The 25,532-nt window shown below is 63.5% G+C and carries 30 protein-coding genes; 13 read left to right on the top strand and 17 right to left on the bottom strand.

The window, feature by feature from the left end; genetic code table 11:
• Positions 1–329: 329 nt before the first annotated feature.
• The 4 genes from NLN62_RS41330 to NLN62_RS41315 all read left to right on the top strand — a co-directional run bounded on the left by NLN62_RS41330 (position 330) and on the right by NLN62_RS41315 (position 4,929).
• Complete coding sequence (locus NLN62_RS41330; RefSeq protein ID WP_035662567.1) at positions 330–1,160, top strand: formate/nitrite transporter family protein; 831 nt, start codon at positions 330–332, stop codon at positions 1,158–1,160.
• A 13-nt stretch (positions 1,161–1,173) separates the two neighbouring features.
• The gene (locus NLN62_RS41325; protein WP_027523397.1) at positions 1,174–2,976 is read left to right on the top strand and encodes a NirA family protein; all 1,803 of its coding nucleotides are present in this window, start codon (positions 1,174–1,176) and stop codon (positions 2,974–2,976) included.
• A complete protein-coding gene (locus NLN62_RS41320) occupies positions 2,973–4,589 on the top strand; it encodes a sulfite reductase subunit alpha (protein WP_254112455.1) in 1,617 nt (538 codons plus the stop codon). The genes NLN62_RS41325 and NLN62_RS41320 overlap by 4 nt, the downstream gene beginning before the upstream one ends.
• Positions 4,590–4,776: 187 nt before the next feature.
• Positions 4,777–4,929, top strand: a complete 153-nt coding sequence (locus NLN62_RS41315; RefSeq protein ID WP_167561251.1) for a hypothetical protein — start codon at positions 4,777–4,779, stop codon at positions 4,927–4,929.
• Positions 4,930–5,033: 104 nt separating this feature from the next.
• On the opposite strand, the gene NLN62_RS41310 is transcribed toward NLN62_RS41315, so the two are convergent.
• The 3 genes from NLN62_RS41310 to pxpB all read right to left on the bottom strand — a co-directional run bounded on the left by NLN62_RS41310 (position 5,034) and on the right by pxpB (position 7,735).
• Entirely contained in the window at positions 5,034–5,804 is a 771-nt protein-coding gene (locus tag NLN62_RS41310) for a LamB/YcsF family protein (RefSeq protein WP_254112454.1), read from the bottom strand.
• Positions 5,805–5,957: 153 nt separating this feature from the next.
• On the bottom strand, positions 5,958–6,995 hold the full coding sequence (locus tag NLN62_RS41305) for a biotin-dependent carboxyltransferase family protein (RefSeq protein ID WP_254112453.1): 1,038 nt from the start codon (positions 6,993–6,995) through the stop codon (positions 5,958–5,960).
• Positions 6,992–7,735, bottom strand: a complete 744-nt coding sequence (gene pxpB, locus NLN62_RS41300) for a 5-oxoprolinase subunit PxpB (protein ID WP_254112452.1) — start codon at positions 7,733–7,735, stop codon at positions 6,992–6,994. Before pxpB ends, NLN62_RS41305 begins: the two co-directional genes overlap by 4 nt.
• 235 nt (positions 7,736–7,970) lie before the next feature.
• Between pxpB and NLN62_RS41295 the strand changes: the two genes are divergently transcribed.
• Together NLN62_RS41295 and NLN62_RS41290 are read left to right on the top strand one after the other, a co-directional pair.
• Positions 7,971–8,669: a ribonuclease activity regulator RraA gene (locus tag NLN62_RS41295; RefSeq protein WP_254112451.1), complete on the top strand. Its 699-nt coding sequence runs from the start codon at positions 7,971–7,973 to the stop codon at positions 8,667–8,669.
• A gap of 23 nt (positions 8,670–8,692) precedes the next feature.
• Positions 8,693–9,097 carry a cupin domain-containing protein gene (locus NLN62_RS41290; protein WP_027523391.1) on the top strand — a complete coding sequence of 135 codons (405 nt, stop codon included), beginning with the start codon at positions 8,693–8,695 and terminating at the stop codon, positions 9,095–9,097.
• 88 nt (positions 9,098–9,185) lie between these two features.
• Here the strand turns inward: NLN62_RS41290 and NLN62_RS41285 are convergent, their stop codons facing one another.
• The 4 genes from NLN62_RS41285 to NLN62_RS41270 form a co-directional block, all read right to left on the bottom strand.
• Positions 9,186–9,371 (bottom strand): hypothetical protein, encoded by a 186-nt coding sequence (locus tag NLN62_RS41285; protein ID WP_254112450.1) that lies wholly within the window; start codon positions 9,369–9,371, stop codon positions 9,186–9,188.
• A 63-nt stretch (positions 9,372–9,434) separates the two neighbouring features.
• Positions 9,435–9,593: a hypothetical protein gene (locus NLN62_RS41280; RefSeq protein WP_254112449.1), complete on the bottom strand. Its 159-nt coding sequence runs from the start codon at positions 9,591–9,593 to the stop codon at positions 9,435–9,437.
• Between the two features lie 64 nt (positions 9,594–9,657).
• On the bottom strand, positions 9,658–10,254 hold the full coding sequence (locus tag NLN62_RS41275) for a hypothetical protein (RefSeq protein WP_254112448.1): 597 nt from the start codon (positions 10,252–10,254) through the stop codon (positions 9,658–9,660).
• Between the two features lie 23 nt (positions 10,255–10,277).
• Positions 10,278–11,438 (bottom strand): TAXI family TRAP transporter solute-binding subunit, encoded by a 1,161-nt coding sequence (locus NLN62_RS41270; protein WP_245288030.1) that lies wholly within the window; start codon positions 11,436–11,438, stop codon positions 10,278–10,280.
• 358 nt (positions 11,439–11,796) lie between these two features.
• On the opposite strand from NLN62_RS41270, the gene NLN62_RS41265 reads away from it, so the two are divergent.
• Positions 11,797–12,609, top strand: a complete 813-nt coding sequence (locus NLN62_RS41265) for a class I SAM-dependent methyltransferase (protein WP_254112447.1) — start codon at positions 11,797–11,799, stop codon at positions 12,607–12,609.
• An 11-nt stretch (positions 12,610–12,620) separates the two neighbouring features.
• On the opposite strand, the gene NLN62_RS41260 is transcribed toward NLN62_RS41265, so the two are convergent.
• A complete protein-coding gene (locus NLN62_RS41260) occupies positions 12,621–13,508 on the bottom strand; it encodes a DUF2147 domain-containing protein (RefSeq protein WP_254112446.1) in 888 nt (295 codons plus the stop codon).
• A gap of 349 nt (positions 13,509–13,857) precedes the next feature.
• Complete coding sequence (locus tag NLN62_RS41255) at positions 13,858–14,643, bottom strand: transporter substrate-binding domain-containing protein (protein WP_027523385.1); 786 nt, start codon at positions 14,641–14,643, stop codon at positions 13,858–13,860.
• Between the two features lie 91 nt (positions 14,644–14,734).
• Between NLN62_RS41255 and NLN62_RS41250 the strand changes: the two genes are divergently transcribed.
• Entirely contained in the window at positions 14,735–15,244 is a 510-nt protein-coding gene (locus NLN62_RS41250) for a DUF1993 family protein (protein ID WP_256576057.1), read from the top strand.
• 3 nt (positions 15,245–15,247) lie between these two features.
• On the opposite strand, the gene NLN62_RS41245 is transcribed toward NLN62_RS41250, so the two are convergent.
• From NLN62_RS41245 to NLN62_RS41220, 6 genes are all read right to left on the bottom strand, one after another.
• A complete protein-coding gene (locus NLN62_RS41245) occupies positions 15,248–15,670 on the bottom strand; it encodes a hypothetical protein (protein ID WP_027523383.1) in 423 nt (140 codons plus the stop codon).
• 173 nt (positions 15,671–15,843) lie between these two features.
• Positions 15,844–16,833, bottom strand: coding sequence for a hydroxyacid dehydrogenase (locus tag NLN62_RS41240; RefSeq protein WP_254112445.1), 990 nt, complete (start codon positions 16,831–16,833; stop codon positions 15,844–15,846).
• Between the two features lie 36 nt (positions 16,834–16,869).
• Positions 16,870–17,970 carry an ABC transporter ATP-binding protein gene (locus NLN62_RS41235; RefSeq protein ID WP_027523381.1) on the bottom strand — a complete coding sequence of 367 codons (1,101 nt, stop codon included), beginning with the start codon at positions 17,968–17,970 and terminating at the stop codon, positions 16,870–16,872.
• Positions 17,971–17,990: 20 nt separating this feature from the next.
• Positions 17,991–18,902, bottom strand: coding sequence for a carbohydrate ABC transporter permease (locus NLN62_RS41230; protein WP_254112444.1), 912 nt, complete (start codon positions 18,900–18,902; stop codon positions 17,991–17,993).
• Complete coding sequence (locus NLN62_RS41225) at positions 18,902–19,840, bottom strand: carbohydrate ABC transporter permease (RefSeq protein ID WP_027523379.1); 939 nt, start codon at positions 19,838–19,840, stop codon at positions 18,902–18,904. Before NLN62_RS41225 ends, NLN62_RS41230 begins: the two co-directional genes overlap by 1 nt.
• Positions 19,841–20,003: 163 nt before the next feature.
• Positions 20,004–21,344: an ABC transporter substrate-binding protein gene (locus tag NLN62_RS41220; protein WP_254112443.1), complete on the bottom strand. Its 1,341-nt coding sequence runs from the start codon at positions 21,342–21,344 to the stop codon at positions 20,004–20,006.
• 464 nt (positions 21,345–21,808) lie between these two features.
• On the opposite strand from NLN62_RS41220, the gene NLN62_RS41215 reads away from it, so the two are divergent.
• From NLN62_RS41215 to NLN62_RS41200, 4 genes are all read left to right on the top strand, one after another.
• Entirely contained in the window at positions 21,809–22,585 is a 777-nt protein-coding gene (locus NLN62_RS41215) for a Spy/CpxP family protein refolding chaperone (protein ID WP_035662515.1), read from the top strand.
• Positions 22,586–22,686: 101 nt separating this feature from the next.
• A complete protein-coding gene (locus tag NLN62_RS41210; RefSeq protein ID WP_254112442.1) occupies positions 22,687–23,088 on the top strand; it encodes a response regulator in 402 nt (133 codons plus the stop codon).
• Positions 23,089–23,380: 292 nt separating this feature from the next.
• Positions 23,381–23,641 (top strand): PilZ domain-containing protein, encoded by a 261-nt coding sequence (locus tag NLN62_RS41205; protein WP_027523375.1) that lies wholly within the window; start codon positions 23,381–23,383, stop codon positions 23,639–23,641.
• Between the two features lie 84 nt (positions 23,642–23,725).
• Positions 23,726–24,457: an adenylate/guanylate cyclase domain-containing protein gene (locus NLN62_RS41200; RefSeq protein ID WP_254112441.1), complete on the top strand. Its 732-nt coding sequence runs from the start codon at positions 23,726–23,728 to the stop codon at positions 24,455–24,457.
• Between the two features lie 109 nt (positions 24,458–24,566).
• Here the strand turns inward: NLN62_RS41200 and NLN62_RS41195 are convergent, their stop codons facing one another.
• Both NLN62_RS41195 and NLN62_RS41190 read right to left on the bottom strand, forming a co-directional pair.
• Positions 24,567–24,722 (bottom strand): hypothetical protein, encoded by a 156-nt coding sequence (locus NLN62_RS41195; RefSeq protein WP_198031769.1) that lies wholly within the window; start codon positions 24,720–24,722, stop codon positions 24,567–24,569.
• Between the two features lie 156 nt (positions 24,723–24,878).
• Positions 24,879–25,082, bottom strand: coding sequence for a hypothetical protein (locus NLN62_RS41190; protein WP_027523373.1), 204 nt, complete (start codon positions 25,080–25,082; stop codon positions 24,879–24,881).
• Between the two features lie 232 nt (positions 25,083–25,314).
• Here NLN62_RS41190 and NLN62_RS41185 point away from each other — a divergent pair, with 232 nt between their 5' ends.
• Entirely contained in the window at positions 25,315–25,527 is a 213-nt protein-coding gene (locus NLN62_RS41185) for a hypothetical protein (protein ID WP_027523372.1), read from the top strand.
• Positions 25,528–25,532 lie beyond the last annotated feature (5 nt).

The raw sequence follows: 25,532 nt of genomic DNA, 5'->3' as shown, positions 1-25,532 counted from the left end.
GCAACTCGATTCGAAGACTAAACTTTGGGCCGTTGCTGCCCGATGCGGCATGAATACTGATCCATTTCATGCGTTGCACATAATGCTAACCCACTGATTTCACACAAATCCTAGAACTATGCTGCGTTGGCACACTCCTTGAATAGGGGAGAGCAAGCCGACCGGCGTGGAAGCTGGCGGCCTCAAGTCCATGATGGATTTCCGCAGCAACGAGGCTGATCGGATCGCCCCGGGTTCCGGCCAGGCCGCGTGTGCCTGAAATCGTGCTCCCAGCGATCAACGTCGTTTCAACCCGTTGTGGCCGCCGCGCGCGGCGCTGGAGCTTCGATATGGATTACGCAAAACCCTCCGACGTTGTGGCCTCGATGGTCGATGCCAGCCTGAAGAAGCTGGCGCTCGGCCCGCGCGACCTCCTGATCCGCGGTGCGATTTCCGGCGCGCTTCTCGGCGCCGCCACCAGCCTCGCGTTCGGCGCCGCCGTCACCACCGGCCAGCCGCTGGTCGGCGCTATCATCTTCCCTGTCGGCTTCGTGATGATCGTGCTGCTCGGGCTCGAACTCGTCACCGGCAGCTTCGCGCTGCTGCCGCTCGCGCCGCTCGAAGGCAAGTCGAGCTGGGGCGCGGTGATCTCCAACTGGTCGTGGGTATTCCTCGGCAATCTCCTCGGCAGCATCCTGTTCGGCGGGCTGCTCGCGATCGCGCTGACCAACATGGGCACGGCCGCGCCGACCGGCGTCGCCGCGCGCATCATTGCGATCGCCGAAGCCAAGACCGTCGCCAACGAAGCGCTCGGCACCGCCGGCATGATCAGCGTCTTCGTCAAGGCGATCCTCTGTAACTGGCTGGTCTGCATGGGCGTCGTGATGGCGATGACCTCGACCTCGACGGTCGGCAAGATCGTCGCCGCGTGGCTGCCGATCACGACCTTCTTCGCGCAGGGCTTTGAGCACGCGGTGGTCAACATGTTCGTCATGCCGACCGGCATGCTGATGGGCGCGAAGGTCAGCGTCTACCAGTGGTGGGTGTGGAATCAGATCCCGGTCACGCTGGGCAACATTCTGGGCGGCTTCCTGTTCACGGGACTGGCGCTCTACGCAACGTACAAGCCCGCGAAGCCGGCAGCCGAAGTGGCGCAGGTCGCGGTTCAGCCAGCAGAGTAGGTCCAGTCACTCCATGAAACTCGACACAGCACCCACGGCCGACTTCTCCGACGAGCAGAAGCGCTATCTCGAAGGCTTCATGTCCGGCCTCCAGGTCGGACGTGTGGGCCGCGCCTTTGTCGCTGGTGGCGCGCCTGCCACCGCGGACGCAGCGCCCTCGGAGCCGACGGGGCCCGATGCCGCCGCCATTAAGGCGCAGGACAAGCTCACTGCGGCAGGCAAGAAGCTCGCCGACCAGGAGAAGTTCAAGCGCGAGCTGCACCCTTTCGACGGCTACGAGCGGCTGAAGGATCAGGCGCGCAACAACGCAAATCCGACGCCGGCGGACAATTTCCGCTGGCGCTATTACGGCATCTTCTGGGTCGCGCCGGCGCAGACATCCTACATGGCGCGGCTGCGCATTCCGAACGGCATCCTGAAGCACTGGCAGATGTCGGGCCTTGCCGATCTGGCTGAAGCTTACGGCGGCGGCTACACCCATGTGACCACGCGCGCCAATTTCCAGATCCGCGAGATCGAGCCGAAGAACGCCGTCGCGCTCATCGAAAGCATCCAAGACATCGGCCTCTGCTCGCGTGGCTCGGGCGCGGACAACATCCGCAACGTCACGGGCACGCCGACCGCCGGCATCGATCCGCAAGAGTTGCTCGACACGCGTCCTTTCGCGCGCGAATGGCACTACCACATCCTCAACGACCGCTCGCTCTACGGCCTGCCGCGCAAATTCAACGTCGCTTTCGACGGCGCGGGGCGCGTCGCGGTGCTGGAGGAGACCAACGACATCGCGTTCTCCGCGGTCGAGGTGAAGGGCGGCTTTGGCGTCGACGCGGGCGTCTGGTTCCGGCTCGGCATCGGTGGCATCACCGGCCACAGGGATTTCGCAAAATATTCTGACATCGTCGTTCGTCCCGAGGACGCCACCGCCGTTGCTGACGCCATCGTGCGCGTCTTCATCGAACATGGCGACCGCACCAACCGCACCAAGGCGCGGCTGAAATACGTGCTCGACAACATGGGGCACGATCAGTTTCTCAAGCTCGTCGAGGAACGGCTGAAGAAGCCCTTCGCGCGCGTGCCGGCTGATGCGATTGCACCGCGTCCAAGCTTCGACCGCATGGCCCATATCGGCGTGCACAAGCAGAAGCAGGCCGGACTCAACTGGGTCGGCGTCGCGCTGCCGGTCGGCAAGCTCACTTGCGAGCAGATGCGCGGTATCGCGAAGATCGCGCAGGATCTCGGTGACGGCGACATCCGCCTGACCGTCTGGCAGAACTTCTTGATCTCGGGCGTGCGCGACGAGAACGTGGCACTGGTGACCGCGGCCGTCGAGAAGCTCGGCCTCGCCACGCAGGTCTCGCAAGTCCGCGCCGGCCTGATCGCCTGCACCGGCAATGCCGGCTGCAAGTTCGCGGCCTCCGACACCAAGCGCCACGCGACCGCGATCGGTGACTGGTGCGATGAGCGTGTGACGCTGGACACGCCGCTCAACATCCACCTGACCGGCTGCCATCACTCCTGCGCGCAACACTACATCTCCGACATCGGCCTGATCGCGGCCAAGGTGCCGGGCGCGACGGAGGAGGACACGGTCGAAGGCTATCACCTCTTCACCGGTGGCGGCTTCGGCCCCGATGCCGATATCGGGCAGGAGGTCTATCACGACGTGAAGGCCGAGGACGCGCCCAGGCTCGTCGAGGGTCTCTTGAAGGCCTATCTTGCCAACCGCGCCTCGCCGGAAGAAACGTTCCTCACCTTCTCACGTCGCCATGACGGCGAAGCCCTGCGCAAACTTGCCGGAGCGGAAGCAACAGCATGACCCAGATGCCTGTCCCACCGAAACTCGAGATCATCCCGCCGAACGCGCCCTTCAGCGAAGGGCAGCGGCTGTGGCTGAATGGATTTCTCGTGGGCATGTTCGGCCTCGACGGCTCGACGCCGCTGTCGCCCGCCGAAAACGGTGCGGTGCTCGCGCCGCAGGGCGATGGCGATGACGGCGAGGCGCCCTGGCACGATCCGGCGATGCCGATCGGCGATCGCATGAAGCTTGCGGAAGGGCGTCCGCTCCGTCGCCGCATGATGGCGGCGATGGCGCAGCAGGACTGTGGCCAGTGCGGCTACAGCTGCGCCGACTATTCCGACGCCATCGCCAAGAAAAGCGAAGCCCGCCTCAACCTCTGCGCTCCCGGCGGCAAGGAGACGGCGCGGATGCTGAAGCAGCTCTTCGAGGAGCTCGACAAGGCGCCGGCAGTGAAGCCCGCCGAGGGCGCGGCCGCACCGGCAGCCGCCGCACCGGCCGTATCAGAGGTGAAGGGTGAGCCCGGCCGCGTCCGTGAAAATCCGGCTGAAGCCGTGTTCCTGTCGCGGCGCCTTCTCAACAAGCAGGGCTCCGAGAAGGAGACCTATCACATCGAGTTCGATCTTTCCGAGAGCAAGCTCGACTACGTCGTCGGCGATTCCTTCGGCGTGTTCGCGCGCAACGATCTCGGCCTCGTCGACCAGATCATCGCGCTGCTCGGCGCCTCCCATACCACCCAGGTCAACGGCAAGACGCTGCGCGAGGCGCTGGTCGAGGACGTCTCGCTGTCGCCTGCGCCGGACAAGCTGTTCGAGCTGCTTTCCTTCATCACCGGCGGTGCGCAGCGCGAGAAGGCGCGGGCGCTGGCGCAGGGCGAGGATCCCGATGGCGATGCCGCAACGCTTGACGTCATGGCGGCACTGCAAAAGTTCTCCGGCTGCCGTCCGCATCCCGAAGCCTTCGTCGAGGCGCTCGAGCCCTTGCAGCCGCGGCTCTACTCGATCTCGTCCTCGCACAATGCGACGCCCGGAAAGTTGTCGCTGACGGTTGATTCCGTGCGCTACGTCATCGGCAAGCGCAAGCGCCTCGGCGTCGCCTCGACCTTCCTTGGCGAGCGTATCATCGAGGGCGAGAAGCTGAAGGTCTATGTGCAGAAAGCGCACGGCTTTGCGCTGCCGCAGGATCCGAAGACGCCGATCATCATGGTCGGTCCCGGCACCGGCGTTGCGCCGTTCCGCGCCTTCCTGCTCGACCGCAAGGCGACCGGCGCGCCCGGCAAGAACTGGCTGTTCTTCGGCCATCAGCGCAGCGACTGCGATTTCTTCTACCGCGACGAGCTCAACGCGCTGAAGACCTCGGGCCTGCTGACCCGCCTCTCGCTCGCCTGGTCGCGTGATGGCGAGAAGAAGTTTTACGTGCAGGATCGCATGCGCGAACTCGGCCGCGAGGTGTGGACGTGGCTGGCCGAAGGTGCGCATCTCTACATCTGTGGTGATGCCAAGCGCATGGCCAAGGACGTCGAGCGTGCGCTGGTCGACATCGTTGCGCAATTCGGCGCACGTTCCACGGACGAGGCCGTGAGCTTCGTGGCCGATCTCAAAAAGAAGGGCAGGTTCCAGGCGGACGTGTATTAGCGCACGGGAACCGGTTCCATTGGCTTAAAGGTTGAGCGAATAAGATTCTCGGAACCCGGGGATGAAGAGAATTTCCCTCTGCAATGGCGGTTCTGAAGAGAACCGCCGTCGCTATTTCCGCCACCATCTTGTCCGTCGCCGCAATTGATCCTTCATATCTCCCCAAATGGGGCGTTGGAGATCGACCATGCGCGAACTATCGGCGGAAGCGAGGCTGCACTTCTACGCGCGCTCGCTCTCGCGGCGGACCGGGGCGAGCATGCACCATGTTGCGCTCTACAGTGCGTTTGCGGTCATCGCGGCCATCGTCTTCGGCACGCTGTCGGTGCACCCGTTCTGAGAATTCGTAAGGTGGGTTAGCCGAAGGCGTAACCCACCACTTCTCTCTTCGCGGAAAGCAAAAGAGGTGGGTTACGCTTCGCTAACCCACCCTACAACCATTCCTCACGCGGCGCGCTTGAACGGCGCCACCGCAATCCCCGCATCCTTCAGCGCCTGACGCAGATTGCGCGCGATATCCACCGCGCCTTGCGTGTCGCCGTGGATGCACACCGTATCCATCCGCATCTTGATGACCTTGCCGGTGACCGAGACCACGGCGCCGTCCTGCACCATGCGCACGACACGATCCGCGATTCCTTTGGCATCGTGCAGCACCGCGCCGGGCTTCTTGCGTGACACCAGATTGCCGTCGTCCTCATAGGCGCGGTCGGCGAACACCTCATGCACCATCGGCAGGTTGGCGTCCTCGCCGGCCTTCACCAGTTTTGAATTGGCGAGCACCACAAAGATCAGCGAGGGGTCGACGGCCTTGATGCCGGCCGCGATCGCCCTTGCGGTCATGTCGTCCTCGCAGGCGACGTTGGAGAGCGCGCCATGCGCCTTCACATGCGTGACCTTGTGGCCGGCCGCGGTCGCGATCGCCTGGAGCGCGCCGATCTGGTAGGCGACGAGGTTTTGGATTTCGGAGGATTTCAGGCCGACGATCGGATGCCGGCCAAAGCCGTGCAGGTCGCGATACCCGGGATGCGCGCCGACCGAGACGCCGCGCGCCTTCGCCAATTCAACCGTGCGCCGCATGATGTCGGGGTCGCCGGCATGGAAGCCGCAGGCAACGTTGACCGAGGTCGCAAGCTCGAGCATCGCGGCATCGTTGCCCATCTCCCAGGCGCCAAATCCTTCACCGAGGTCGCAGTTGAGATCGATCGTCGTCATGGTGCTCTCCGCCTCTGGTTCTTCCGACTAGTCCTGATGACCCTCATGGTGAGGAGCGCGGAACGCGCGTCTCGAACAATGAGCCCGATCACGGCCTTCATCCTTCGAGACGCCCGCGTCCCGCGGGCTCCTCAGGATGAGGGGATAGAGTGTCTACGGCTCTGCCGGAGTTTGCCAAGTCGCGGCATCGACGGCGTTCACCGCGTGGCCCGCGACGTTAGCATCATGCAGCGCCTCGATGTTGAGCTCCACGGTGTCGGCCGCGCGCAAGCGGTCGGGCAGGCCGCGCAGGAGCTGCGCGAATTTCCGGGCCTCATCCTGCGCTTCCGCCATGCTGATCGCCGTGAAGCGGAACGCCGTACCGGCCGAGGTCTGGGCGAGGCGGCCGAGATCGGCGGAGATGACGGTTGCGATCTTCGGATAGCCGCCGCTGGTGCCGCGGTCCATCATCAGGACGATCGGCGCGCCATTGCCGGGCACCTGGATGCTGCCGTTGACCGTGCCGTCGGAAACGATGTTGTGGCCGTGGAGATGTTTGATCACGGGGCCTTCGAGGCGATAGCCCATACGGTCCGAGGTGGCCGAGATCTTCCAGTCGCTCGACAGGAACAGCGTCTTGTTGGCGTCATCGAACTCGTCGTCCTGCGGCCCCAGCACGACGCGGATCGGACCGCTCGGCGGCTTCGGCAATTCGATCCTCTGCTCAGGCCCGCCGGTTGCGGCCGCGACGCTGAACTCGTCGCCGGCCTGGAGCGGGCGCGAGTAGGGGCTGCCGAGCCCGGCACGGGCGTTCACCGCAAGGCTGCCGAACACCGGCTCGCCCCGGATAGCCCCTTCGATGGCGAGATAGCTGAACGCACCGCCGCGGGCGAAGCCGAGCGTCAGCGTCTCGCCATCCCTGAGCGTCACCGAGGTCTCGTTCGCCACCGGCTTGCCGGCGATATCGGCATTGCGCGGCGCGCCCGCGATTGCGACCCGCACCGCGCCGTCGCGCGCGGTGAAGGATGCACCGAACGGGCCGATCTCGACAACGGCCGCAAACAGCTCGTTGCCGACGAGGCAGTTGGCGGTTGCCAGCGCCAGCCGGTCCATCGCGCCGCTCGGCGTGAGGCCATAGCGCTGCGCGCCCGGCCGTCCGCCGTCCTGGACGGAGCTGGCCGGCCCGATGCTGGCGACAATGAGCCGGCTCATGACTCCGTCAGCTCCGCAATGATCTTACCTGCTTCGGCGGCGCGGTCCTGCTCCGCAAAGGTTTCGTGGTCGACGGCAAAAAACGTCACGCGATCACCGGGTTCGGTGAGGAAGGTGGGATTCCGGTGGAGCTGATAGGTCCGCACGGGGGTGCGCCCCAAGAGGTGCCAGCCGCTGGGACCTGCGAGGCACTGCACGCCGGTCTGCACGCCGCCGATCGCGATCGTTCCGGCGGGGGTCAAGAGCCGCGGATTCTGTCGCCGCGACATGTGCAGCGATTTCTCCAGGCCGCTGAGATAGGACCAGCCTGGGGTGAAGCCGATCATGGCGACGCGATAGTCGCCGGCGACATGGCGGGCGACGATGTCGTCGGGCGTGGTGTTCAGCGTCTTCGCGACATCCTCGAGATCGATGCCGTGCTCGCCGCCATAGGCGACGGGAATGCGCCATCGGCGCGCCTTTGCCGTGGGCGGTTGCGGCTGGCTTGCCAGCGCGAGCAGCTTGTCGCCCAGCGCATCGAAGCCGATCCGGCCCGGATCGTAGTGCACCAGCAGCGAGCGATAGGTCGGCACCGCCTCGATGACGCCCTCGATGCCGGATTCGGTGAGCGCCCGATCGAGCGCCAGCACGCGCTGGTTGGCGGCATCGTCGATGGTTCGGCTGAACTCGACCGTGACGGCACTGTCGCCACTGGGCAAAAGGCGGGGCGGGGCAAGAGTCGGAGCAAGGGTCGCGGCCATGAGCTGTCGAAATCGGCCTCTTGGAGGTCGCAGGAGACTCCCTTGGTTCCCGCTTCCCTTTGCTTCGCGTAAATGCGCCCGCAAGTCCAATAAATTAATGCAAGGGTGTCTGATAAAGCCTTGTTATCGCATCGCATAACAGCCCTGCGCTGCTTCGCCTTGGCCCTTGACGGCAGGCCCGCGCCTCGCAAGATGCGCAGCTTCTTTCCCGCCCATCCGGAGCTCGTTGTCGTCCATGTCGCTATCCCCCGAAGCCCGCAAGACCCTCGCCGGCATCACCACCGCCACCATCACCACGGTCCTCCTGAAGAAGGGCCTGCGCAATGTCTGGATGCGCGGCGCGCGTCCGCTGCGCCCGGGATTGCCGCGGCTGGTCGGCCCAGCGTTCACGCTGCGCTTCGTGCCAGCGCGCGAGGATCTGGCGACACCGGAATCCTGGTCTTCGCCGATCTCGACCCGCACCGCGATCGAGGCGATGCCTGAGGGCTGTATCGCCGTGGTCGACGCCATGGGTATCACCGATGCCGGCATTTTCGGCGACATCCTTTGCGCGCGCATGGTCAAGCGCGGCGTCACCGCACTCGTCACCGACGGCGTCGTGCGTGACGTCGAGGGGGTGCTCGGCACCAATCTCCCGGTGTGGTGCGACGGCTATGCCGCGCCGCCGTCGGTCGCGGGCCTGACCTTCGTCGGCTGGGGCGAGCCGGTCGGCTGCGGCGGCGTTGCGGTATTTCCCAACGACATCGTCGTCGCCGACCAGGACGGCTGCGTTCTGATCCCGCAAGCGATGCTCGAGCACGTGCTCAATGAGGGCGTCGAGCAGGAGCGGATGGAAGCCTGGATCGTCAACGAGGTGAACAACGGCGCCGTGCTTCCGGGTCTCTATCCCATGAACGCCGAGACCAAGGCGCGCTACGCCGCGAGCAAGAAGTAACGAGAAACGAAGCGAGGTACCCCATGGAGATCCACGTCGCAGGCACGCGGCCGACCCGCCGCGCGCCCAAGGAGAACTTCACCGGCACGGTGTTGCAGGACCCCGTCATCATGGCACCCGCGCCGGCGCGGCTGAACTGCTCTCGCGTGTCATTCGAGCCGGGCGCGCGCACCAACTGGCATCACCACCCGCTCGGGCAGACGCTCTACGTCATCTCCGGCGTCGGCCGCGTCCAGGCCAAGGGTGGCCCGATCCGCGAGATCCGTCCGGGCGATACAGTCTGGATTCCGCCGGGGGAATTGCATTGGCACGGTGCGTCGCCCACCAACGGCATGACCCACATCGCCATGCAGGAAGCGCTCGACGGCGTCTACTCGACCTGGATGGAGCCGGTCACGGACGCGGAATATTCGGCGCCGGTCGGCTAGCAACTCGCTCTCATGTCCCGGACAGGACGCATCGCCTCGTGGCGATGCGTCGCGACCGCGTCGCAGCACTTCAGGCAGCACGACGAATTCACAGGACATCGCGGCCCGCGTCGGTGATCCGGTATTCGACCTCGCCTGAAACCAGTGGCTCGGTCTCAACGAGTCCGAATTCGACAAGTCTGGCGACGATTTCGTGGTCGAACAGCGGCGAGCTTATCCAGGCTTCGGAAGCCAGCCGTCTCAGGAAATCGCGTTCGGTCGCGGTAAGGTCCATCAGAAAAAATCTCGCCACCCGAGATCAAGGCGGCAGCGGTGTCCCGGTTCCGGCGAACGATTTCTAGATGTGCCCGAAAGCGCTCCAGAGCCCGATTGCGATGGGCAAGAGGGCAGCGCACGACCACAGCGCGGGTGCACTGGAGCTTAGGGCGGCAAAAAGGATCCAGACGCCGAAGCACACGATGAAACCCGAAATCGCATAGGCGAGCACTTTTTCCATGAGCAAACGTTCCATGAGCAAACGCAAGCTGCTGGGAAGGATATCGCTCTCACGGTGACATGCGTCATTTCGCGACGCGCGCTTCCTCCTTCTTGCTCACGTGCCAGATCACGACGTGGTAGTGCGGCACGTCCACTCCAGGATGACCTGGATTGAAGTAGATGTTGACGTGGTCAACCGCTCCGGCGAAGCCCGGCGCCTCCAACGACTTGTGATCGTCGATATCCTGGATGGGCACCATATACAGGCTCGCCACCAGGCGATCCCTGCGATCAAAGCATAGGAAAGGCCCAAGCGGCAGAGTCTCGGGTTTGACAAAGAGGATGCCCAGGCCGGGAAAGAACTTCGGGAAGTTCACGAGGTCGCTGACGCGCTTGTATCCCTTCTTTTCGGCGATCCTCCGCTGATTTGGCTGTAAGGGAACGACGTAGAGCCTTCTGTGTGTTTCCGGGCGAGTATGTGGTTTGCGGTCTGCGCGAGTTACCTCCTTGGCTTTCCCGGTGTTGGCTTTCCTGGCGTTGTCGGTTGATGGCACCGTGGTTGGAGCGAGCGTATGAGGGGCCGGCTGCTCGAATGGAAAGAGTTGCGCGGCCGCCCCCTTCACGTCAGCGGCAAACGCAAGCAACGCGACCAAGGTTGCGGTCACCACTGAATTGCGCATCAAGACCTCCCAGTGTGCTTGGGTCATCGGCCCTGCTGGCGTTCTCGCCACCGCATAAAGTCCTGGAATAATTGTTCGCGGTTCGGCGGATTGCTGATCGGCTGTTGCTCGAGGAAACGACCGAACGCCTTGCGAAGCGCGGCTTCTCCGCCGGATTGCTGCTGGAGCCAGCGCTCCGCAGGTTGAAATTGCCTCCAACCAGGAAGCAGCGCGGCTAGGTTCACCTCTCGCCACTTGGGGTGATGACCGTCGCCCAGAAATTCAGGAAATCGCGAGAACAGAGTCTGCACGAACAGTTCCAGGAGCGGAAACCGCTCGCTGCGCGGTGGCCAGTTGTAAGCGAAAAGCGCGCATTTGATCGCGATGGTGTCGACGCTGTCGGGGACGTCGATGATCTCTGGGTAATCTTCGTGGCTGAGCGTCGATGGCAGATAATCATGCTCCAGCATCGCCTTCGAGTAGGGGATGGACAGGAAGTGAAGGCCGTCGCCTTGGGCGTAGCGGGCCAGGAAGCTGACTGGCTTGCCCGACACCAGCAAGGTGGCGGAGATCTGCCCCTTCCGCATTCCCTCCAGTGCTGCGTCCAGAGCAAGGTTAGATTCGCTGACCTTCACCTCCAGATGATTGAGCAACTCGCGGCCAAGGACAGCGCCAGCACTGCCTTCTTCGCCGAGATTGACCCGCTTTCCCACAAGATCCGAAACGCTATTGATCTCGGATCGCGCGAGGAGATGGAACTCTTCGACAAACAACGGGGTGATGTAGACAAGCTTGTTGCCGGTATCTCCGACTGTTCCTGACGCTCGGAGGCGATTGGCCAGCAGGACGGGAGCGATCGCCATGTCGGCCCCCGCCAGGCTGAGTATGTCGATGAGGTTGCGACTGCCACCATTTCCCACTATTGGCAGCACCCGCAATGCGACTTCGCCGTGAGGGCCGGTCTCCTGCCCGCTGGCCAGCGTCGTCGCAATGTCCTGAGCTATGGCGAACTCGGTGCTCTGTGCCGCACCGGTTACAAATCCTGTCGTGTGCGGGTCAGATCTTGCAGCTTCCTTCCGAGGTGCACTTTCTTTCCGCGGAGACGTCTTCGCCGCGTCGCTGGGGGAAACGGATGGCCGGGCTTGCGCGAGGGACGTCTGGACCTGTCCGCCGAGCCAGGCCGCTGCAATGAATGCGGTGAACAAACCGGCCCGCACAGCTCCGCAGACCCTCATTGTTCAAACCTGTTCGCAGCGCCCGCTTTGGCGCGCTCTTGTCCAGCCGGCAAATCTCACTCGGCCCATCCGTCGCACGACAGGCTGGAATGGGGTTTGACTGAGCTTTCCAACGCATCGAACGGAGCGACGTTCCCTGGGATGCCTGCCACCATTGATGAGCCGCGACTCGATTGCCTGCGTGGGCAAGCGTCGCCATGCCTAGTGTCTTTCCGCCGTCCACATGCCCGTGGACATGATGCCGCGCCCGTGCGGCGCAACGTGACAAGGTGCCGCCTTCGTGGCCTGCTGCTTGCGACCCGAAAGGCACGTCGCGGAGGACGAAAGGATGCCTGAATCCGACAAGGTGTTTGCCGGCTCGGTGCCGGAAAATTACGACCGCTATATGGTCCCGCTGATATTCCAGAGCTATGCCGACGACATGGCGCGCCGCGTCGCCGCGCGCGGACCAATGGCCGTGCTGGAAACGGCGGCGGGAAGCGGAGTGGTCACACGCGCCGTCGCAGCCGTCCTGCCGCGGGATGCGACCTACGTGGTGACCGATCTCAATCAACCGATGCTCGACCATGCAAGGCTTCGGCAGGGCGCCGATGCGCGCGTGAGCTGGCGCCAGGCCGACGCGCAGGTCCTCCCATTCCTCGACGGCTCGTTCGACGTCGTATGTTGCCAGTTCGGCGCGATGTTCTTCCCGGATCGCGTCAAGGCCTACGAGGAGGCGCGCCGCGTGCTGAGGCCGCGCGGGATTTTCATCTTCAATGTCTGGGACAGGATCGAGGACAATATCTTTGCTAAAGATGTCACCGACGCGCTGGCCGAGTTGTTCCCGGACGATCCACCGCGCTTCCTCGCACGCACGCCGCACGGCTATCACGATACCGCCCTGATCCGCCGCGATTTGCAGGATGCAGGATTTTCAGAGGTGGCAGTTCAAACACGGTCCGATGAAAGCCGGGCCATCTCGGCGCAGCATGTCGCGATGAGCTACTGTCAGGGCACGCCGCTCCGCAACGAGATCGAGGCGAGACGCCCCGACGCGCTGGAGGCTGCTACTGCCCACGCGGCAAGGAAAATTGCCGCACGGCATGGCGAGGGCGAGATTTCCGCAAAAATCCAGGCGCATGTGATCGAGGCGAGGCCCTAGACGGGCGTGAACTAGTTCACGCGCGTCCAGGTCTGGCCGCCGCAGAACATGCCGCCGAAGGCGCAGCCCTGCACACGCAGGCGGTCGGTGCCGCGCATGGCGATGGTGGAATCGTAGGTCGAGCCGGTGTTGGGATCGACGATCCGGCCGGTCCATTTCTGGCCCTGGGCCGGCTTCATGTTGATCAGGATCTGCTCGCCGTTCTGGTCCGACTTGGCATCGACCGAGTAGCCGCAGAGATTGTTGCCGCACTGCTCGATACGGACCTTGCCTTCCTTCTCCTCGGTGAGCCAGACGCCGAGCGGCGAATTGAGGTCACGCGTGGGCGCGGGCGCTGCCGCCGGAGCCGCCGCCTGAACGGGAGGCGGAGCGGGCGTCGGCGGCGGGGGCGGAGCTGGGGGTGCAGACGGAGCAACCGCGACGGCGGCTGGCGGAGCCGGCGGCGGTGTCACCGCGGGAGTAGCGTCCTGCTGAGCCGGGGCGGGCGGCGGAGCCGGCGGAGGCGCGACGGCGGTTGCGGCCGGCGCGTTGTTGGCGGTCGTGGTCGGCGGCGGTGCGGGCGGGGCAGGTGGCGCCGGAGGCGGCGCGGCTGCGGCGGGCGTCTGCTCGACTGCCGGAGGTGGCGTCACGGGAGCCGGCGCGGGCGCGGGATTGGCTGGCGGCTGCGGATCGACCTTGGCCTGCTGCGGCGGCTGGGTGTCGGTCTTGGTCGCGTTCTTCGTGTCGTTCTTGGCCTTCTTCGACTTGCCCTGGCCGGTGTTGTCGTAGACCCCGGGGATCTGCACCGTGCCGCGGTCAGGGTCGATGCGGATGGTGCGGCCGCCATACTCGAAGGTGTATTGCGCTTGCGCGGCCGTGCTCGCCAAAAGAAATGCGGCCATCGCCAATAGCTTTTTCATTGCAATCTCCCGAGCAGGTGGTCGTCCCCGTATCCACGCCTACGCCCCGGCCCCGAGACGAAACGTGATCCAGATCACTTTCAAGCTATGAGTCGTGCTCCCTTCGATCTTGGTTCAATGCGCGCCAACTCGGTCCAAGGTTTGACCGACGGGCAGCCAAAATGCGGACTATTGCGACAGGAGCATGATCCGGACCCGAAGGGCGCGAGCGCAAAGTGCGAAGCGGTATTCCCTCGCGACGAACGCGAAGCGCGTTTGCGCGGAGATCATGCTCAAACAATAATCTAAAGCGCGATGACGACTCATCCCAATCTCATCGCGCTTTAGGTCCGGGCTTAAGAAGCGCGCGCTAATCGAACCAGGCGCCATAAATTTTCTGGTAGCTGCCGTCCTCCATGGAGACGTGCAGCCACTGGTCGACGAAGGCCTTCAGCGCAACGTCGCGCTGGAGCCAGTAGGCTTTCTCCGAGAAATCGAACGGCTTGTCCGGATGCACCGCGCAGAGCACGCCCTGATGCTGCTTCTGCTGATAGCGCGTCTCGGAGGCGTCGGTCATCATCAGGTCCGCATTGCCCTTGGCGATCTCGTCGAAGATCGCGGTGTTGTCCGGGAAGACGGTGATGTCGGCGTCCTTGATGTGCGCCCGCGCAAAGCGCTCATTGGTGCCGCCGGGATTGACGATGACGCGCGTGCCTTTCTTGTCGATGTCGGCGAGCGTCTGGTACTTGGCGACGTCAGCGCAGCGCGAGATCGGGGTCTTGCCCTCGCGCATGATCGGCGTGGAGAACAGGCCCTTCTTCTGGCGGTCGAGGGTGATTGAGACGCCGCCCATCGCGATGTCGAACTGATCGGTCTCAAAATCCTTCATCAGCTTTGGCCAGGCGGTCTGGACGTACTCGACCTTGACGCCGAGCGCCTTGCCTAGCGCCTCGGCCATATCGACGTCGAAGCCGCTGAATTTCTGCGTTGTCTTGTCGAGAGAGGTGAATGGCCGGTAGTCGCCGGTCATGCCGATGCGCAAGGTGCCGCGCTTGATGATCTCATCGAGGCGGGAAGGGGACGTCGTCTCCTGCGCATGGGCCGCAAAGCTCACCACCACCGCCGCGGCCAGGGCCGCCAGTCGTCGCACGATCATCTCTTTCCCACCCTCGCATCAGCTGTCATGTTGCTCCAGAACCTGCGGATTTAGACCAGATGTCCGCAAACTGCGAGAAGGAAATTTTGAAGTGACGCTTTCCCTCCATGAGGTTTCCGTCGGCATGTTCGTGCCGTTCCTGCGCAACCTGTCCGGGCTGCTCGACAAGGCCGCGTCTTACGCCGAAGTGCGCAAGATCGATCCGGCGATCCTGCTCGGCATGCGGCTCTATCCGAACATGTATGATCTGGCGCAGCAGGTGGGCGAGGCGGTCCGCCATGCCGTGGTCGGATCCGCGCTGCTTGCCGGGCGCGAGCCGATCACGTTTGCCGACGCGAAGCCTGATCTTGCGGAGCTACAGCGGCGCATCGCGGCCGCGGTCGATTTCGTCGAGAGCCTGCCGCGCACCGAGATCGAGGCCGCAGGCGAGAAGGACGTCGCCTTCCGCCTGAAAAGCGGCGTCGAGCTGCCCTTCACCGGACGCTCGCTGCTGCTGACCTTCACGATCCCGCAATTCTTCTTCCACGTCTCGACGGCCTACGACATCCTGCGGCACGCCGGCGTCGATCTCGTGAAGAGGGATTTTCTGGGAAGAAGGTGAGGCTTACACCTCACCTTTCCGTACGATGTCGGAGACCGAGCTGCGGTTGGCGATCTCGTCGCGCAGGACCTCGAAACGGCGATGCGCTTCGCTCTCGCGCTCGTCGACGAACTGCACCGCGGCTTCGCCCGACATCGGTCCGCTGACCACGGGCGTGGAATACTCGCCAATGGTCTCGTGGACGTAGTAGAGACCCTCATCGCCGCGCTGCACGGTCCATTTGAACCGCAGCGCCGCCATCGGCCCGGGGCCGAGCTTGCTGTAGCCGTCGGCGTCGGCCGGGTGCTGCGGCACGAGCGGCTGCTCGTCGACGACCAGATCCTCGTCGACGCTCGCGAACTTCTCAGTCTCGGGCGGGGCCTCGGGGTGTTCGAGAATGCTGGCGATCGTCGCCAGCGCGTGGTCGGTCGGGTCGATGTCTGACAAGGGTCCATCCTCCAAGAGGACGCGCCGGCAATTCTGTCCCACGACCGGTCGCGACCTGTCACCCTAGGTTGCCGTTGATTAAGGCTAGGTTTGGGCCCGATTGTGCCGAAATGGGACACCTGGTTGACCTTGGAGAGGCGGACGAATGTCCGCCTCTCCGAAAACCGCGGTGGTCAGGCGAGAACGTCCTGATTGATCACGTTCTGGCGGATCGGATCGCCGTCGAGCACGCTCAAAATGTTGCGCGCGGTCTGCTCGCTCATGCGATCGACCGCCTCGACGGTGACGCCTGCCACATGCGGCGCCATGATCACGTTCGGAAGCTCGAACAGCGAGTGTCCGGCCGGCGGCGGCTCCTGCTCGAACACGTCGAGGCCGGCGCCGGCGAGCCGACCCGAGGTGAGCGCACCATAGAGTGCCTTCTCTTCGACGAGACCGCCGCGCGCGGTGTTGATGAGATAGGCCGTCCGCTTCATCAGGCCGATCCGTGCCGCGTTGAACATGCCGACGGTTTCGGGCGTCTTCGGGCAGTGGATGCTGACGAAGTCGGCGCGGGGCAGCGCCGCGTCGAGATCGGTGACCGGCTCGCAACCGGCAGCCTTGATGTCGGCCGCCGGCTTGTAGGGGTCATAGACCAGGACGTTCATCTCCATAGCGAGGCAGCGCTTGGCGGTGCGGCTGCCGATGCGGCCAAAGCCTACGATCACGACGGTCTTGCCGTAGAGGTCGAAGGGCAGGATGCCGAGCCGGTCGGCCCATTTGTTGTCCCTGACGCAGGCGTGCAGCTCCTGGGCGCGCTTGGCCAGCGTCAGCATCATGAACAGCGCGGCTTCCGCGACCGAGGGCGAATTGGCGCTGCCTGCGATCATCAGCGGCACCTTGCGGCGGGAGAGGGCAGGCACGTCGACCGAGTCGTAGCCAACGCCGATCCGCGTCACAACCATCATGTCTTTGGATACCTCGAGTTCGGGCTCGCCGAACCGGGTCGGGCCCAGCGCAACGCCATGGACCGGCGCATGCGCAGTCAGCATCGCCTGGAAGTCCGAAGCCGAAATCAGGTTGGAGAACTCGACGAGTTCAATGTCGTCCCGCTGGTTGAGAAGGGCGCGTGCGCCCCGCGACAAAGTTTGCGTGACAAAAATCTTCTTCTTGTTGGTCGCCATCGTCCCCTGCCTGCTCGAGGTTTTCTTGACCGGCCGTCACAGCACGAGGCCGGTCGCCTCGTTTAGCAGGTGCATGTTGTTGAGGTCCATCGCCAAACGCATGGGTGCCCCGTCCTTGGCGCCGGCATTGGGATTGACGCGGCCGCAGACCGGCGTGCCGTTGAGGTTGAAGTAGACCAGCGTCTCCATGCCCATCGGCTCGGTGACGTCGAGCATGGTGTCGAAGGTCTCGACGCCGGGATCGAGATGCGCATGCGACTCCGCGATGTGCTCGGGCCGGATGCCGAGCTGCAGCTGGTCGTTGCGCGGCAACGCGTTGTAGTGCGCGGCACGCTCCGGCGGCAGCGGAAAGGAGATGCGGTCGGTCAGGCGGATGTTGAGCTTGCCGCCGACATCCTCCAGCCGGCACGGCACGAAGTTCATCGCGGGCGAGCCGATGAAGCCCGCGACGAAGCGCGTCGCCGGCTTGTGGTAGAGTTCGTTCGGCGTGCCGATCTGCTCGATGCGGCCCTTGTTCATGACCACGACGCGGTCGGCCAGCGTCATAGCCTCGACCTGGTCGTGGGTGACGTAGACGGTGGTGGTGCGCACCTTCTGGTGCACCTTCTTGATCTCGATGCGCATCTGCACGCGCAGCTTGGCATCGAGGTTGGAGAGCGGCTCGTCGAACAGGAACACCTTTGGATTGCGGACGATGGCGCGCCCCATCGCAACGCGCTGGCGCTGGCCGCCGGAGAGCTGCTTCGGCTTGCGGTCGATCAGGTCCGTGATGTCCAGGAGGCGGGCGGCCTCCGTCACGCGCGACTTGATCTCGGCCTTCGGGTAGTGCTTCAGGCGCAACCCGAACGACATGTTCTCCGCCACCGTCATGTGCGGATAGAGCGCGTAGTTCTGGAACACCATCGCGATGTCGCGATCCTTCGGCGGCACGTCGTTGACGACGTCGCCGCCGATCATGATGTCGCCGTCGCTGATGTCCTCGAGCCCTGCGATCATGCGCAGTGTGGTCGACTTGCCGCAGCCGGACGGGCCCACTAGCACGATGAACTCGTGGTCGGCGATGTCGAGATCGATGCCGCGCACCGCCTCGACGTCGTCGTAACGCTTGACCACCTTGCGCAAGGAAACATCAGCCATAAATCGTCAACCTCTCGATATCAACCCTTTGTCGCACCGGCCGTCAGGCCGGCAATGTAGTAGTCCATCAGGAAGGCGTAGATGATCAGCGGCGGCGCAGCGCCGAGCAGCGCGCCGGTCATGATTTGCCCCCAGTTGAAGACATCGCCCTTGATCAGCGTCGTGGTGATGCCGACCGGCAGCACGAGCTGGTCAATGGAGGTCGTGAATACCAGGGGATAGAGGAACTGGGCCCAGGAGACGGTGAAGGCGAAGATCGTCGCGGCGATCAGGCCGGGCAGCGCCACCGGAATGAAGATCCGCGTCAGGGTCTGGAGCCAGGACGCCCCGTCGATGATCGCGGCTTCATCGAGCTCCTTCGGGATCGAAGCGAAATAGCCGATCATGATCCAGGTGCAGAACGGCACCGTCAGCGTCGGATAGACGAACAGCAGCACATACCATCGATTGAGCAACGTGATGCCGGTCAGATCCTGGATCAGCGCGAACATCTTGAACAGCGGAATGAACAGCAGGCTGTCCGGGATCAGGTAGGTCAGGAACACCCCGGTGGCGAGCGTCGCCGAGCCCCAAAACCTCATCCGCGCCAGTGCGAACGCCGCGGGCACGCTGATCAGCATGGTCAGGATCACGACCACCAGTGAGACGATGGATGAATTCCAGAAGAACCGGAGAAACTGGTTCGACGTCAGGAGCTCGAGGTAGTTCGACAGCGTCGGATGAAACACCCACCAGGGATTTGTCGCCGCCGAGATCTCCGCGCTGCTCTTGAGCGAGGTGATCACCATGTAGAGCGGCGGCGTCAGGAAGAAGATCGCAAACAGCACCAGGAAGAAGTAGGACCAGCGCAGCGCCCAGGCGCGGTCCCGGCTCATGCTGCCATACTTGACCTTGCGCCGGGGACCGGCCTTGTCGATCGCGAGCGTGCTCATCAGGATTCGTTCCCGCGTTTAGAGACGTCGCGCAGGATGAAGATGGCCGCGACGGCGAGGATGGGGACCATGAACAGCGAGACGCTGGCGCCGAGCGGGATGTCGCTGCTCTCGATGCCGACGCGGAACGCGTAGGTGGCAAAGATCTGGGTCCGATCGAGCGGCCCACCCGAGGTCAGGATGCGGACGATGTCGAAATTGGCGAAGGTGACGATCAGCGAGAACAGCGTCGTGATCGCGATGATGTTGCGCATCATCGGTAGCGTCACGTACCAGATCCGCTGCCACCAGTTGGCGCCGTCGATCGCAGCGGCCTCGTAGAGCTGCTCCGGGACCGATTTCAGCGCCGCCAGGTACATGATCATGAAGAACGGCGCGCCGTACCACACGTTGACGAGGATGACGGAGAAGCGCGCCCACGCGGCATCGCCGAGCCAGTTAACGGGACCGATGCCGAACAGGGAGAGCGTGTAATTAAACGCGCTGTAGGAGGGATCGAACAGCCACAGCCAGGCGAGCGTGCTCATCGCCGGCGGAATGACCCAGGGCACCAGCAGCATGCCGCGCCATTTGCGCTGGCCCTTGGCCGGTATGTTGTGGACGAAATGCGCGACGATGAAGCCGATCAGCGCCTTGAAGACGACGGCGGTGATCGCGAAGATGCAGGACTGCTTCACCACCATCCAGAAGGTTTCGCGCTTGAACAGGAAGGTGAAGTTGCCGAAGCCGACGAACTTCTGCATCGACTTGTTCAGCGTCGCGAGATGGATCGAGAACAGGGCAGGGTAGAGCACCAGCAGCGCGATCAGGAGGATGAGCGGCAGCGTCAGGAAGAACGCCACGGTCGATTTCCGCCTCAACGCATTGTGCAGGCTCGCCCGCTTGCGTGCACTCGCGCTGCCGGCAACGCGACCGTGCTCAACGATGACATCGGCCATGTCAGTTTCCCTGAGTCAAGCTTCCTTGGGTCAAGCTTCCTTGCAGAATGTCCAACGGTGAAGCCGGCACGCTGGTGTCGGTTTCATCTGATCACGTCCATCGAACGGCGGGTTGCCCTGGCGGCTCGCGCGCGAGGCGCGAACCGCCGTGGCACACCCCGGCTCAACTTCGCATGAAGCCTTCGCACTCGCCCTCGGCCCAGGCGAGCGTGTTTTCCAGCTTCTCTCCCTGCGCAAACCGCAGCGCCATCTTGGTCAGCGTCGCCTGCGCATAAATCTGCTGGGCGATCTTCGGCGGCGCAGGAGAGGCCGCAATCGACAGCGTCTGATGATTGTAGGGATTGGGATAATGATAGAGCGTGCCCTTCGGCGGCCCTTCCTCGGCCCAGGTCTTCAGGGTCGTCATGTTGGCGTAGGCCGGCAGGTCGTAGCCGCCGCTCGCCGCAACGAATTTCTCGATCGATGACGGCTGCGACAGATAGGCGAGGAGGCTCTTGGCCGCTTCCTTGTTCTTGGAGAAGCTCCAGAGGCCCCAGAAATAGGGCAGGAACGGCGCAAAGCGGCCCTTTGGACCGGCGGGGAAGCCATGCGTCCAGCATTGCTCGGCGACTTGCGGCGCGTCGCGCTTGGCAACCGCCCAGGCGCTCGGCGGATTCATGATGAGGGCGCCGCGCCCCGAGATCAGCCACTTGTTGTTCGAGGCGTCGTCCCAGGACGGTGCGTCCGGCGGCAGGAAGGCGATCAGCTTCTTGTAGTATTCGAGCGCCTGGCGGACCTGATCGGTCTTCACCGTGAGGTCGCCCTTGGAGTTGACGAGCTCGGCGCCGAACGACTGGAAGATGGCGCCCGCCGTATCGACGCTGTCGGTGGTCTCGCCAAGACCGATGCCGAACGCGAAGCCCGCCTTCTGGCAGGCTTCCGCCGCCTTGAGGAAGGTATCCATATTCCAGCTGTCGGCCTTCGGCGGGCTGCCAACCGGATACAGCTCCTGAACGTCGATGCCCGCGTGCTTCTTCATCAGATCGATGCGCGAGCAGGGCCCCTTGATCTGGCTTCCCGGAGTTGCGGGTACCGCGAGCCAGTTGCCGGCGGCCTGGCCGAGATATTTTACGGTGCCGTTGACCTCGCCGTTCTGCTTGATCGCCGCCTCGACGACGTCATTCACCGGTTCCAGCTGCTCGGCATAAGCATGCGGCCACCAGGTGTACATCTGAAGAATGTCGTGACCGGATTTGGCCTGCGCTTCGGCGGCAACGGTCAGCTCGATCTTCTTGTTGTTGCTGGTGATGTAGTCGATCGAGACTTCGACCTTTTCCTTCGCTGCCCACTCATTGACGAGAGCCCTGGAGCTGTCGTTGGCGCCCGGCACCCAATGGTCCCAGAAGCCGATCGAGAGCTTGCCGGCGGCGTAGGCGCCGCGCACATAGGGCGCGGTGATCAGGGCTGCGGAGGACATGGCAGTTGCGGCCACAAACTGTCGCCGCGTGAGCTTCTTGCGTGACATCTCGTTTCCTCGCTTTGGTCTTTTGTTGTTTTGTTGTTTTGTTGTTTTTTTGTTTTTCTTGCCGTCGCCTCGCGTGGCTAGTCACGCGAGCCGCGGAGAATTGGTAGCGCGATCAGATCAGAATTGATCGCGCCTGTCGAGGAATCCCACGCACGCGTTTCTTGAACTAACGTTGAGTCCAAGGAGCAGCAGCTCCGCGTTACGCGCGTGTCACGGCGTTGAACCTGGATAGGTCCTTTTGCGACGCACACTGTGGTCGGAATGGGCGAGGATCGTTCGAGCGCAATTACGCCGCAGTTCCGAATAAACCTGAACTAACCAGTTCGCAGGACAGACTTTTCGGATGTGGAGGATCGCTCCTCGATCTGGACCGGCGCGACGTGAAAACGCTAGAGTTCCAGCCGGCAGACTTTTTGCGCGATTCCACCCTCCGAGCAGCCAATCAGATCGACATGGAGACAAGAATGATCAACCCGACGCCGCCTGCGCGGCTTCGCCTGCGACGATGGTTCGCGCTCGGGTCAGTCGTTGCATTGCTGTTGGGCGCCGGTTGCGTCGCCCATGCGCAGGGCCTGGTCAAAGGTGTTCAGGAGGGCGCGGCCGCCGGCAACAAGGCCGCAGGCCCGGTCGGTGGCGTGCTGGGCGGCGCGATTGGCGGCGTGGTCGGTGTCTTCACCGGCGTGCTCGGGGTCGGCAACAACCAGGCGCCGGCTAAGGATGCGAGCAAGGACGCCAAGCAGCAGGGGGCCGACAAGGGCGCCGATGCAAAGGGCACCAAGGACGCCAAGAGCAGCAAGGCCAGCAAGACCGCCAAGGCCAGCAAGGACGCACCAAAGGACGGGACAAAGGACGTCACCGTTCTTACCCAGAACGGCGCGCCGCAACTCACCGGAGAGCAGATCGTCGCCAACAGCGATTCCTATATTGAGCGCATCAAGACCGAGCTGAACCTCACACCCGACCAGGAGAAGCACTGGTACGGTTTCTCCAGCGCCATGCATTACCTCGGGCATAATGGCGCGGAGCGGCTCAACCTGCGGATTGCCCGCGCCAAGCGCGATCCGCCGGACGACATCATCGAGCAGATGCGCAACGAGGCGCAGTTCCTGATCGACCGCGCTGCCGACCAGCGCAACGTCGCCGATGCCGCCGAGCCGCTGTACTCGAGCCTGGATGACAAGCAGAAGGAAGTCTTCATCCAGGAGATGGTCCGTCTCAGCCACGAGCGCGGCCTGGATTGATCGGCGTTTGAATAGATTTGTGGCGCTCGATTGCCACGAACTCGTGAATCCCCGCAGCGATGCAGTTATGATTAGCTGCAAACGATCGCTGCGGGGTTGATATGACGGGCGCACTCTCCGTTTTCCTGGTCGAAGACGAAGCGTTGATCCGGATGATGATGGCCGACATGGTGGAGGAGCTTGGCCACCGTGTTGTCGCTGAGGCCGACAATGTTCAGGACGCGAGCGCCTTCGCGATGACGGCGCAATACGATCTGGCCATTCTCGACATCAATCTCATGGGGCTTTACGTCGATCCCGTCGCGGACCTGATCGAGCGCCGCGGCAAGCCGTTTGTGTTCGCCACGGGTTACGGACCGGAGTTGCTGCCGTCCCTGCTCCGGCGCAGGCCGATCCTGCGCAAGCCGATTTCGATCGACCAGCTCAAGGCGATGATCGACTCTCTTTTTCCCGGCTCGCCGGCCGCCCCGAAAAGCGGATCCGCCTCACGTCCGCTTGGGTGAATAGCCGGGCAACCTTGCCCTGGGGTAGGTGAAAGGCACTGCGCCCGGCTATCCTGCCGCAGCGGCGCGGCCTGCTCAATTCGTCACGGGAACTTGAAGAAAAGCAGACCGATTCACGCCCGACCTGTGGCCGAGGTGCGGCCTTGTCGGGAACCCGCGACGAGGGCGCGTGATTGCCTTCACGCAAGCCGCCAGCCCATCGCACTGCACAATGAAATCACGCAGGCGTAACCCGAGGATCGTGCAATTTGTTTAGGCAATCCGGCTAGGCTTGGATCGAGGCAGACGGCGCATGGACGACAAACGAAAGTATCCGCGTATCGACATCGAAGAGCTGGCCTATGTCTCGGCGGGCGGCTCGGTAATGAGCTGCGTCGTGCGTAACATCTCTCCTGCCGGCGCGGCTATCGACGTCGACAACCCCGCCTTCGTTCCCCAGCGTTTTCGCCTCGTCATCGCCAAGGACTCCTCGGTCCACGATTGCCGGGTGATCTGGATCCAGAAAAACCGGATCGGGCTCGCCTTTGTCGACGGAGGGGGTGAACAACCCTGACGGTGGAGAGAAATTGACGCCCGGCGCATGCAAAGATGCTAGCCTCGGCTGGCGCGGAATGGACGAGACGGACCCGAGTTCGCGATGACACCGGAGCCTGCGACGATCTGCCTGGGATGCTGGCAGAACCTGCATATGCCGATTCCGCTGCGCGGGCCGTTATCGGCGCCGTTTCGCCTGTTCGGCATCAGACCGAGCCGGATGAACCCGAACACCTGCACCATCTGCGAGATGGCCTTCTCGCGGGTGATGAAGGCGCGCTCCGTCTCCATCGATGCCACGGTGATGTTTGCAGATTTGCGCGGCTATACGGCGCTGACGCAGACTCTGGAGCCGGCCGAGCTGACCGCGCTGCTCGACGCCTTCTACGATGACTGCGCCGCAGCCATCTGGCACTACGACGGCCTCCTGAACAAGACGATCGGCGATGCCGTGTTCGCGATCTTCAATTTCCCGGTCAAGCAGACGGACCACGCCGTGCAGGCGCTGCTTGCCGCGCGGGAGATCCAGGAGCGATTCGGCCGCAGGCGCGACGAGCTGGTGCGCTCGATCGGGAGCAGCGGATTGGACGTCGGCATCGGGATCGGCATTGACAGCGGGGAAACCAATTTCGGCGAATTCGGTCGTACCCATCGCGACTTGACTGCGGTCGGAACCGTGGTGAACCGCGCCGCAAGGGCGCAGGCCGCGGCACGCTCGGGTAAGATCCTGGTGACGTCGACAGTGCGGGAGCGTGCCGGCCACCTGGTCGCGGGAGATGGCTCCGAGCACTCACTGAAAGGCTTTCAACAGCCGGTCATGCTGTTCGCAGGCTGACGGCTCGCCTCCGCACAAACAAGAAAATGGCCGCCTCTAGGGGCGGCCATTCCAAAGATGAATTTCGATGAAACTGGTCTAAAGAACGTCTCTAATCAAGCGTCCTCGTTCACATCAAGCCAGCGCTGAGGTCGATGCCGCGTGCCATCAGGCTGAACGAGGCGAGGAGACCGGCGCAGCAGAACAGCAGGATGGTCTTGAAGGAATTGTCGATCGAACGGATTTCGATGCCGGCCGGAGCCGAGGCGAGTGAAAGCATGCTCATGTCATTTCCCCCTGTTTTGACCCTGAATTGCATCAGGCAGGGGAAATCTCTAGCGCACAAAGTTTGATACAGGATTGCCAGGCATCCTTAACCGAATCGCAATCGATGCCCGACTCCGCAGCGGCGGCGGGCCGGCAGGGCTGCTGTCCCCCGGGATCAGTTGCGGCCCGTTCCCAGCACCTTGGCGATGGTCTGGGCCGTCATCGCGGCCCGATCGGAGGCTCGCTGCGCGGCCAGCCGATCCCTGGCCTTTTCCTCGATCAGGAGATCGATGAGCGCCAATCGACTATCTTCGTCCACCGCCTCGGTCAGCAACCGGTGATAGCGATGGTAGTCAAAACCTAGATCCTGCTTACGCATGCCACGCCCCCGTACCGTACACATACGCACCACGGGCGAATTGTTTCTCAAGCGACGGAATGGGGCAAGCGGGACTCGTGTTCGGCGATATGAAACGATGCAATCAGCTGTGGATGGCGCCCGCGTGGCTTGCGCGGAATCAATGGCGGATCGCGCATCCGCTGTGAAGGAGGTCACAGAGCTCTCGCCCGCGGGGCCCTATAGCTAAGCGGCAGGGCATTGGAATACGAGAATGCAAGACGAATTCGATCTCATCTCGATCATTGTCGCCGTCTGGGTGGCCGGCTATGTCGCCATCATGCTGGACTACCTCGCCCAGGCCGAGCTTGGCTGGTCGCTCGCGCAGTTGCGCGGATGGGCATGTCTGACGGCCGTTCTGATCGCACTCGTGACGCTGGCAGGCTCGCTCGGCCGCAAGCGCGGCGAGCTTGGCAAGCGCCGCTAGCAGAC

The sequence above is a fragment of the Bradyrhizobium sp. CCGUVB23 genome (assembly GCF_024199885.1).
Lineage (GTDB): Bacteria > Pseudomonadota > Alphaproteobacteria > Rhizobiales > Xanthobacteraceae > Bradyrhizobium.
This window is presented reverse-complemented; position numbering and strand designations above follow the sequence as displayed.

Bases quoted from the DNA above. Each gene is read 5' to 3' on its own strand.
- NLN62_RS41280 (WP_254112449.1), bottom strand. From the start codon at position 9,593: ATGGAAAAAGTGCTCGCCTATGCGATTTCGGGTTTCATCGTGTGCTTC.
- NLN62_RS41295 (WP_254112451.1), top strand. From the start codon at position 7,971: ATGTCGCTATCCCCCGAAGCCCGCAAGACCCTCGCCGGCATCACCACC.
- NLN62_RS41260 (WP_254112446.1), bottom strand. From the start codon at position 13,508: ATGAAAAAGCTATTGGCGATGGCCGCATTTCTTTTGGCGAGCACGGCC.
- NLN62_RS41210 (WP_254112442.1), top strand. From the start codon at position 22,687: ATGACGGGCGCACTCTCCGTTTTCCTGGTCGAAGACGAAGCGTTGATC.
- NLN62_RS41185 (WP_027523372.1), top strand. From the start codon at position 25,315: ATGCAAGACGAATTCGATCTCATCTCGATCATTGTCGCCGTCTGGGTG.
- NLN62_RS41235 (WP_027523381.1), bottom strand. From the start codon at position 17,970: ATGGCTGATGTTTCCTTGCGCAAGGTGGTCAAGCGTTACGACGACGTC.
- NLN62_RS41200 (WP_254112441.1), top strand. From the start codon at position 23,726: ATGACACCGGAGCCTGCGACGATCTGCCTGGGATGCTGGCAGAACCTG.
- NLN62_RS41195 (WP_198031769.1), bottom strand. From the start codon at position 24,722: ATGAGCATGCTTTCACTCGCCTCGGCTCCGGCCGGCATCGAAATCCGT.
- NLN62_RS41215 (WP_035662515.1), top strand. From the start codon at position 21,809: ATGATCAACCCGACGCCGCCTGCGCGGCTTCGCCTGCGACGATGGTTC.
- NLN62_RS41240 (WP_254112445.1), bottom strand. From the start codon at position 16,833: ATGGCGACCAACAAGAAGAAGATTTTTGTCACGCAAACTTTGTCGCGG.
- NLN62_RS41310 (WP_254112454.1), bottom strand. From the start codon at position 5,804: ATGACGACGATCGATCTCAACTGCGACCTCGGTGAAGGATTTGGCGCC.
- NLN62_RS41290 (WP_027523391.1), top strand. From the start codon at position 8,693: ATGGAGATCCACGTCGCAGGCACGCGGCCGACCCGCCGCGCGCCCAAG.
- NLN62_RS41255 (WP_027523385.1), bottom strand. From the start codon at position 14,643: ATGATCGTGCGACGACTGGCGGCCCTGGCCGCGGCGGTGGTGGTGAGC.
- NLN62_RS41225 (WP_027523379.1), bottom strand. From the start codon at position 19,840: ATGGCCGATGTCATCGTTGAGCACGGTCGCGTTGCCGGCAGCGCGAGT.
- NLN62_RS41230 (WP_254112444.1), bottom strand. From the start codon at position 18,902: ATGAGCACGCTCGCGATCGACAAGGCCGGTCCCCGGCGCAAGGTCAAG.
- NLN62_RS41305 (WP_254112453.1), bottom strand. From the start codon at position 6,995: ATGAGCCGGCTCATTGTCGCCAGCATCGGGCCGGCCAGCTCCGTCCAG.
- NLN62_RS41285 (WP_254112450.1), bottom strand. From the start codon at position 9,371: ATGGACCTTACCGCGACCGAACGCGATTTCCTGAGACGGCTGGCTTCC.
- NLN62_RS41190 (WP_027523373.1), bottom strand. From the start codon at position 25,082: ATGCGTAAGCAGGATCTAGGTTTTGACTACCATCGCTATCACCGGTTG.
- NLN62_RS41330 (WP_035662567.1), top strand. From the start codon at position 330: ATGGATTACGCAAAACCCTCCGACGTTGTGGCCTCGATGGTCGATGCC.
- NLN62_RS41275 (WP_254112448.1), bottom strand. From the start codon at position 10,254: ATGCGCAATTCAGTGGTGACCGCAACCTTGGTCGCGTTGCTTGCGTTT.
- pxpB (WP_254112452.1), bottom strand. From the start codon at position 7,735: ATGGCCGCGACCCTTGCTCCGACTCTTGCCCCGCCCCGCCTTTTGCCC.
- NLN62_RS41320 (WP_254112455.1), top strand. From the start codon at position 2,973: ATGACCCAGATGCCTGTCCCACCGAAACTCGAGATCATCCCGCCGAAC.
- NLN62_RS41205 (WP_027523375.1), top strand. From the start codon at position 23,381: ATGGACGACAAACGAAAGTATCCGCGTATCGACATCGAAGAGCTGGCC.
- NLN62_RS41315 (WP_167561251.1), top strand. From the start codon at position 4,777: ATGCGCGAACTATCGGCGGAAGCGAGGCTGCACTTCTACGCGCGCTCG.
- NLN62_RS41265 (WP_254112447.1), top strand. From the start codon at position 11,797: ATGCCTGAATCCGACAAGGTGTTTGCCGGCTCGGTGCCGGAAAATTAC.
- NLN62_RS41325 (WP_027523397.1), top strand. From the start codon at position 1,174: ATGAAACTCGACACAGCACCCACGGCCGACTTCTCCGACGAGCAGAAG.
- NLN62_RS41220 (WP_254112443.1), bottom strand. From the start codon at position 21,344: ATGTCACGCAAGAAGCTCACGCGGCGACAGTTTGTGGCCGCAACTGCC.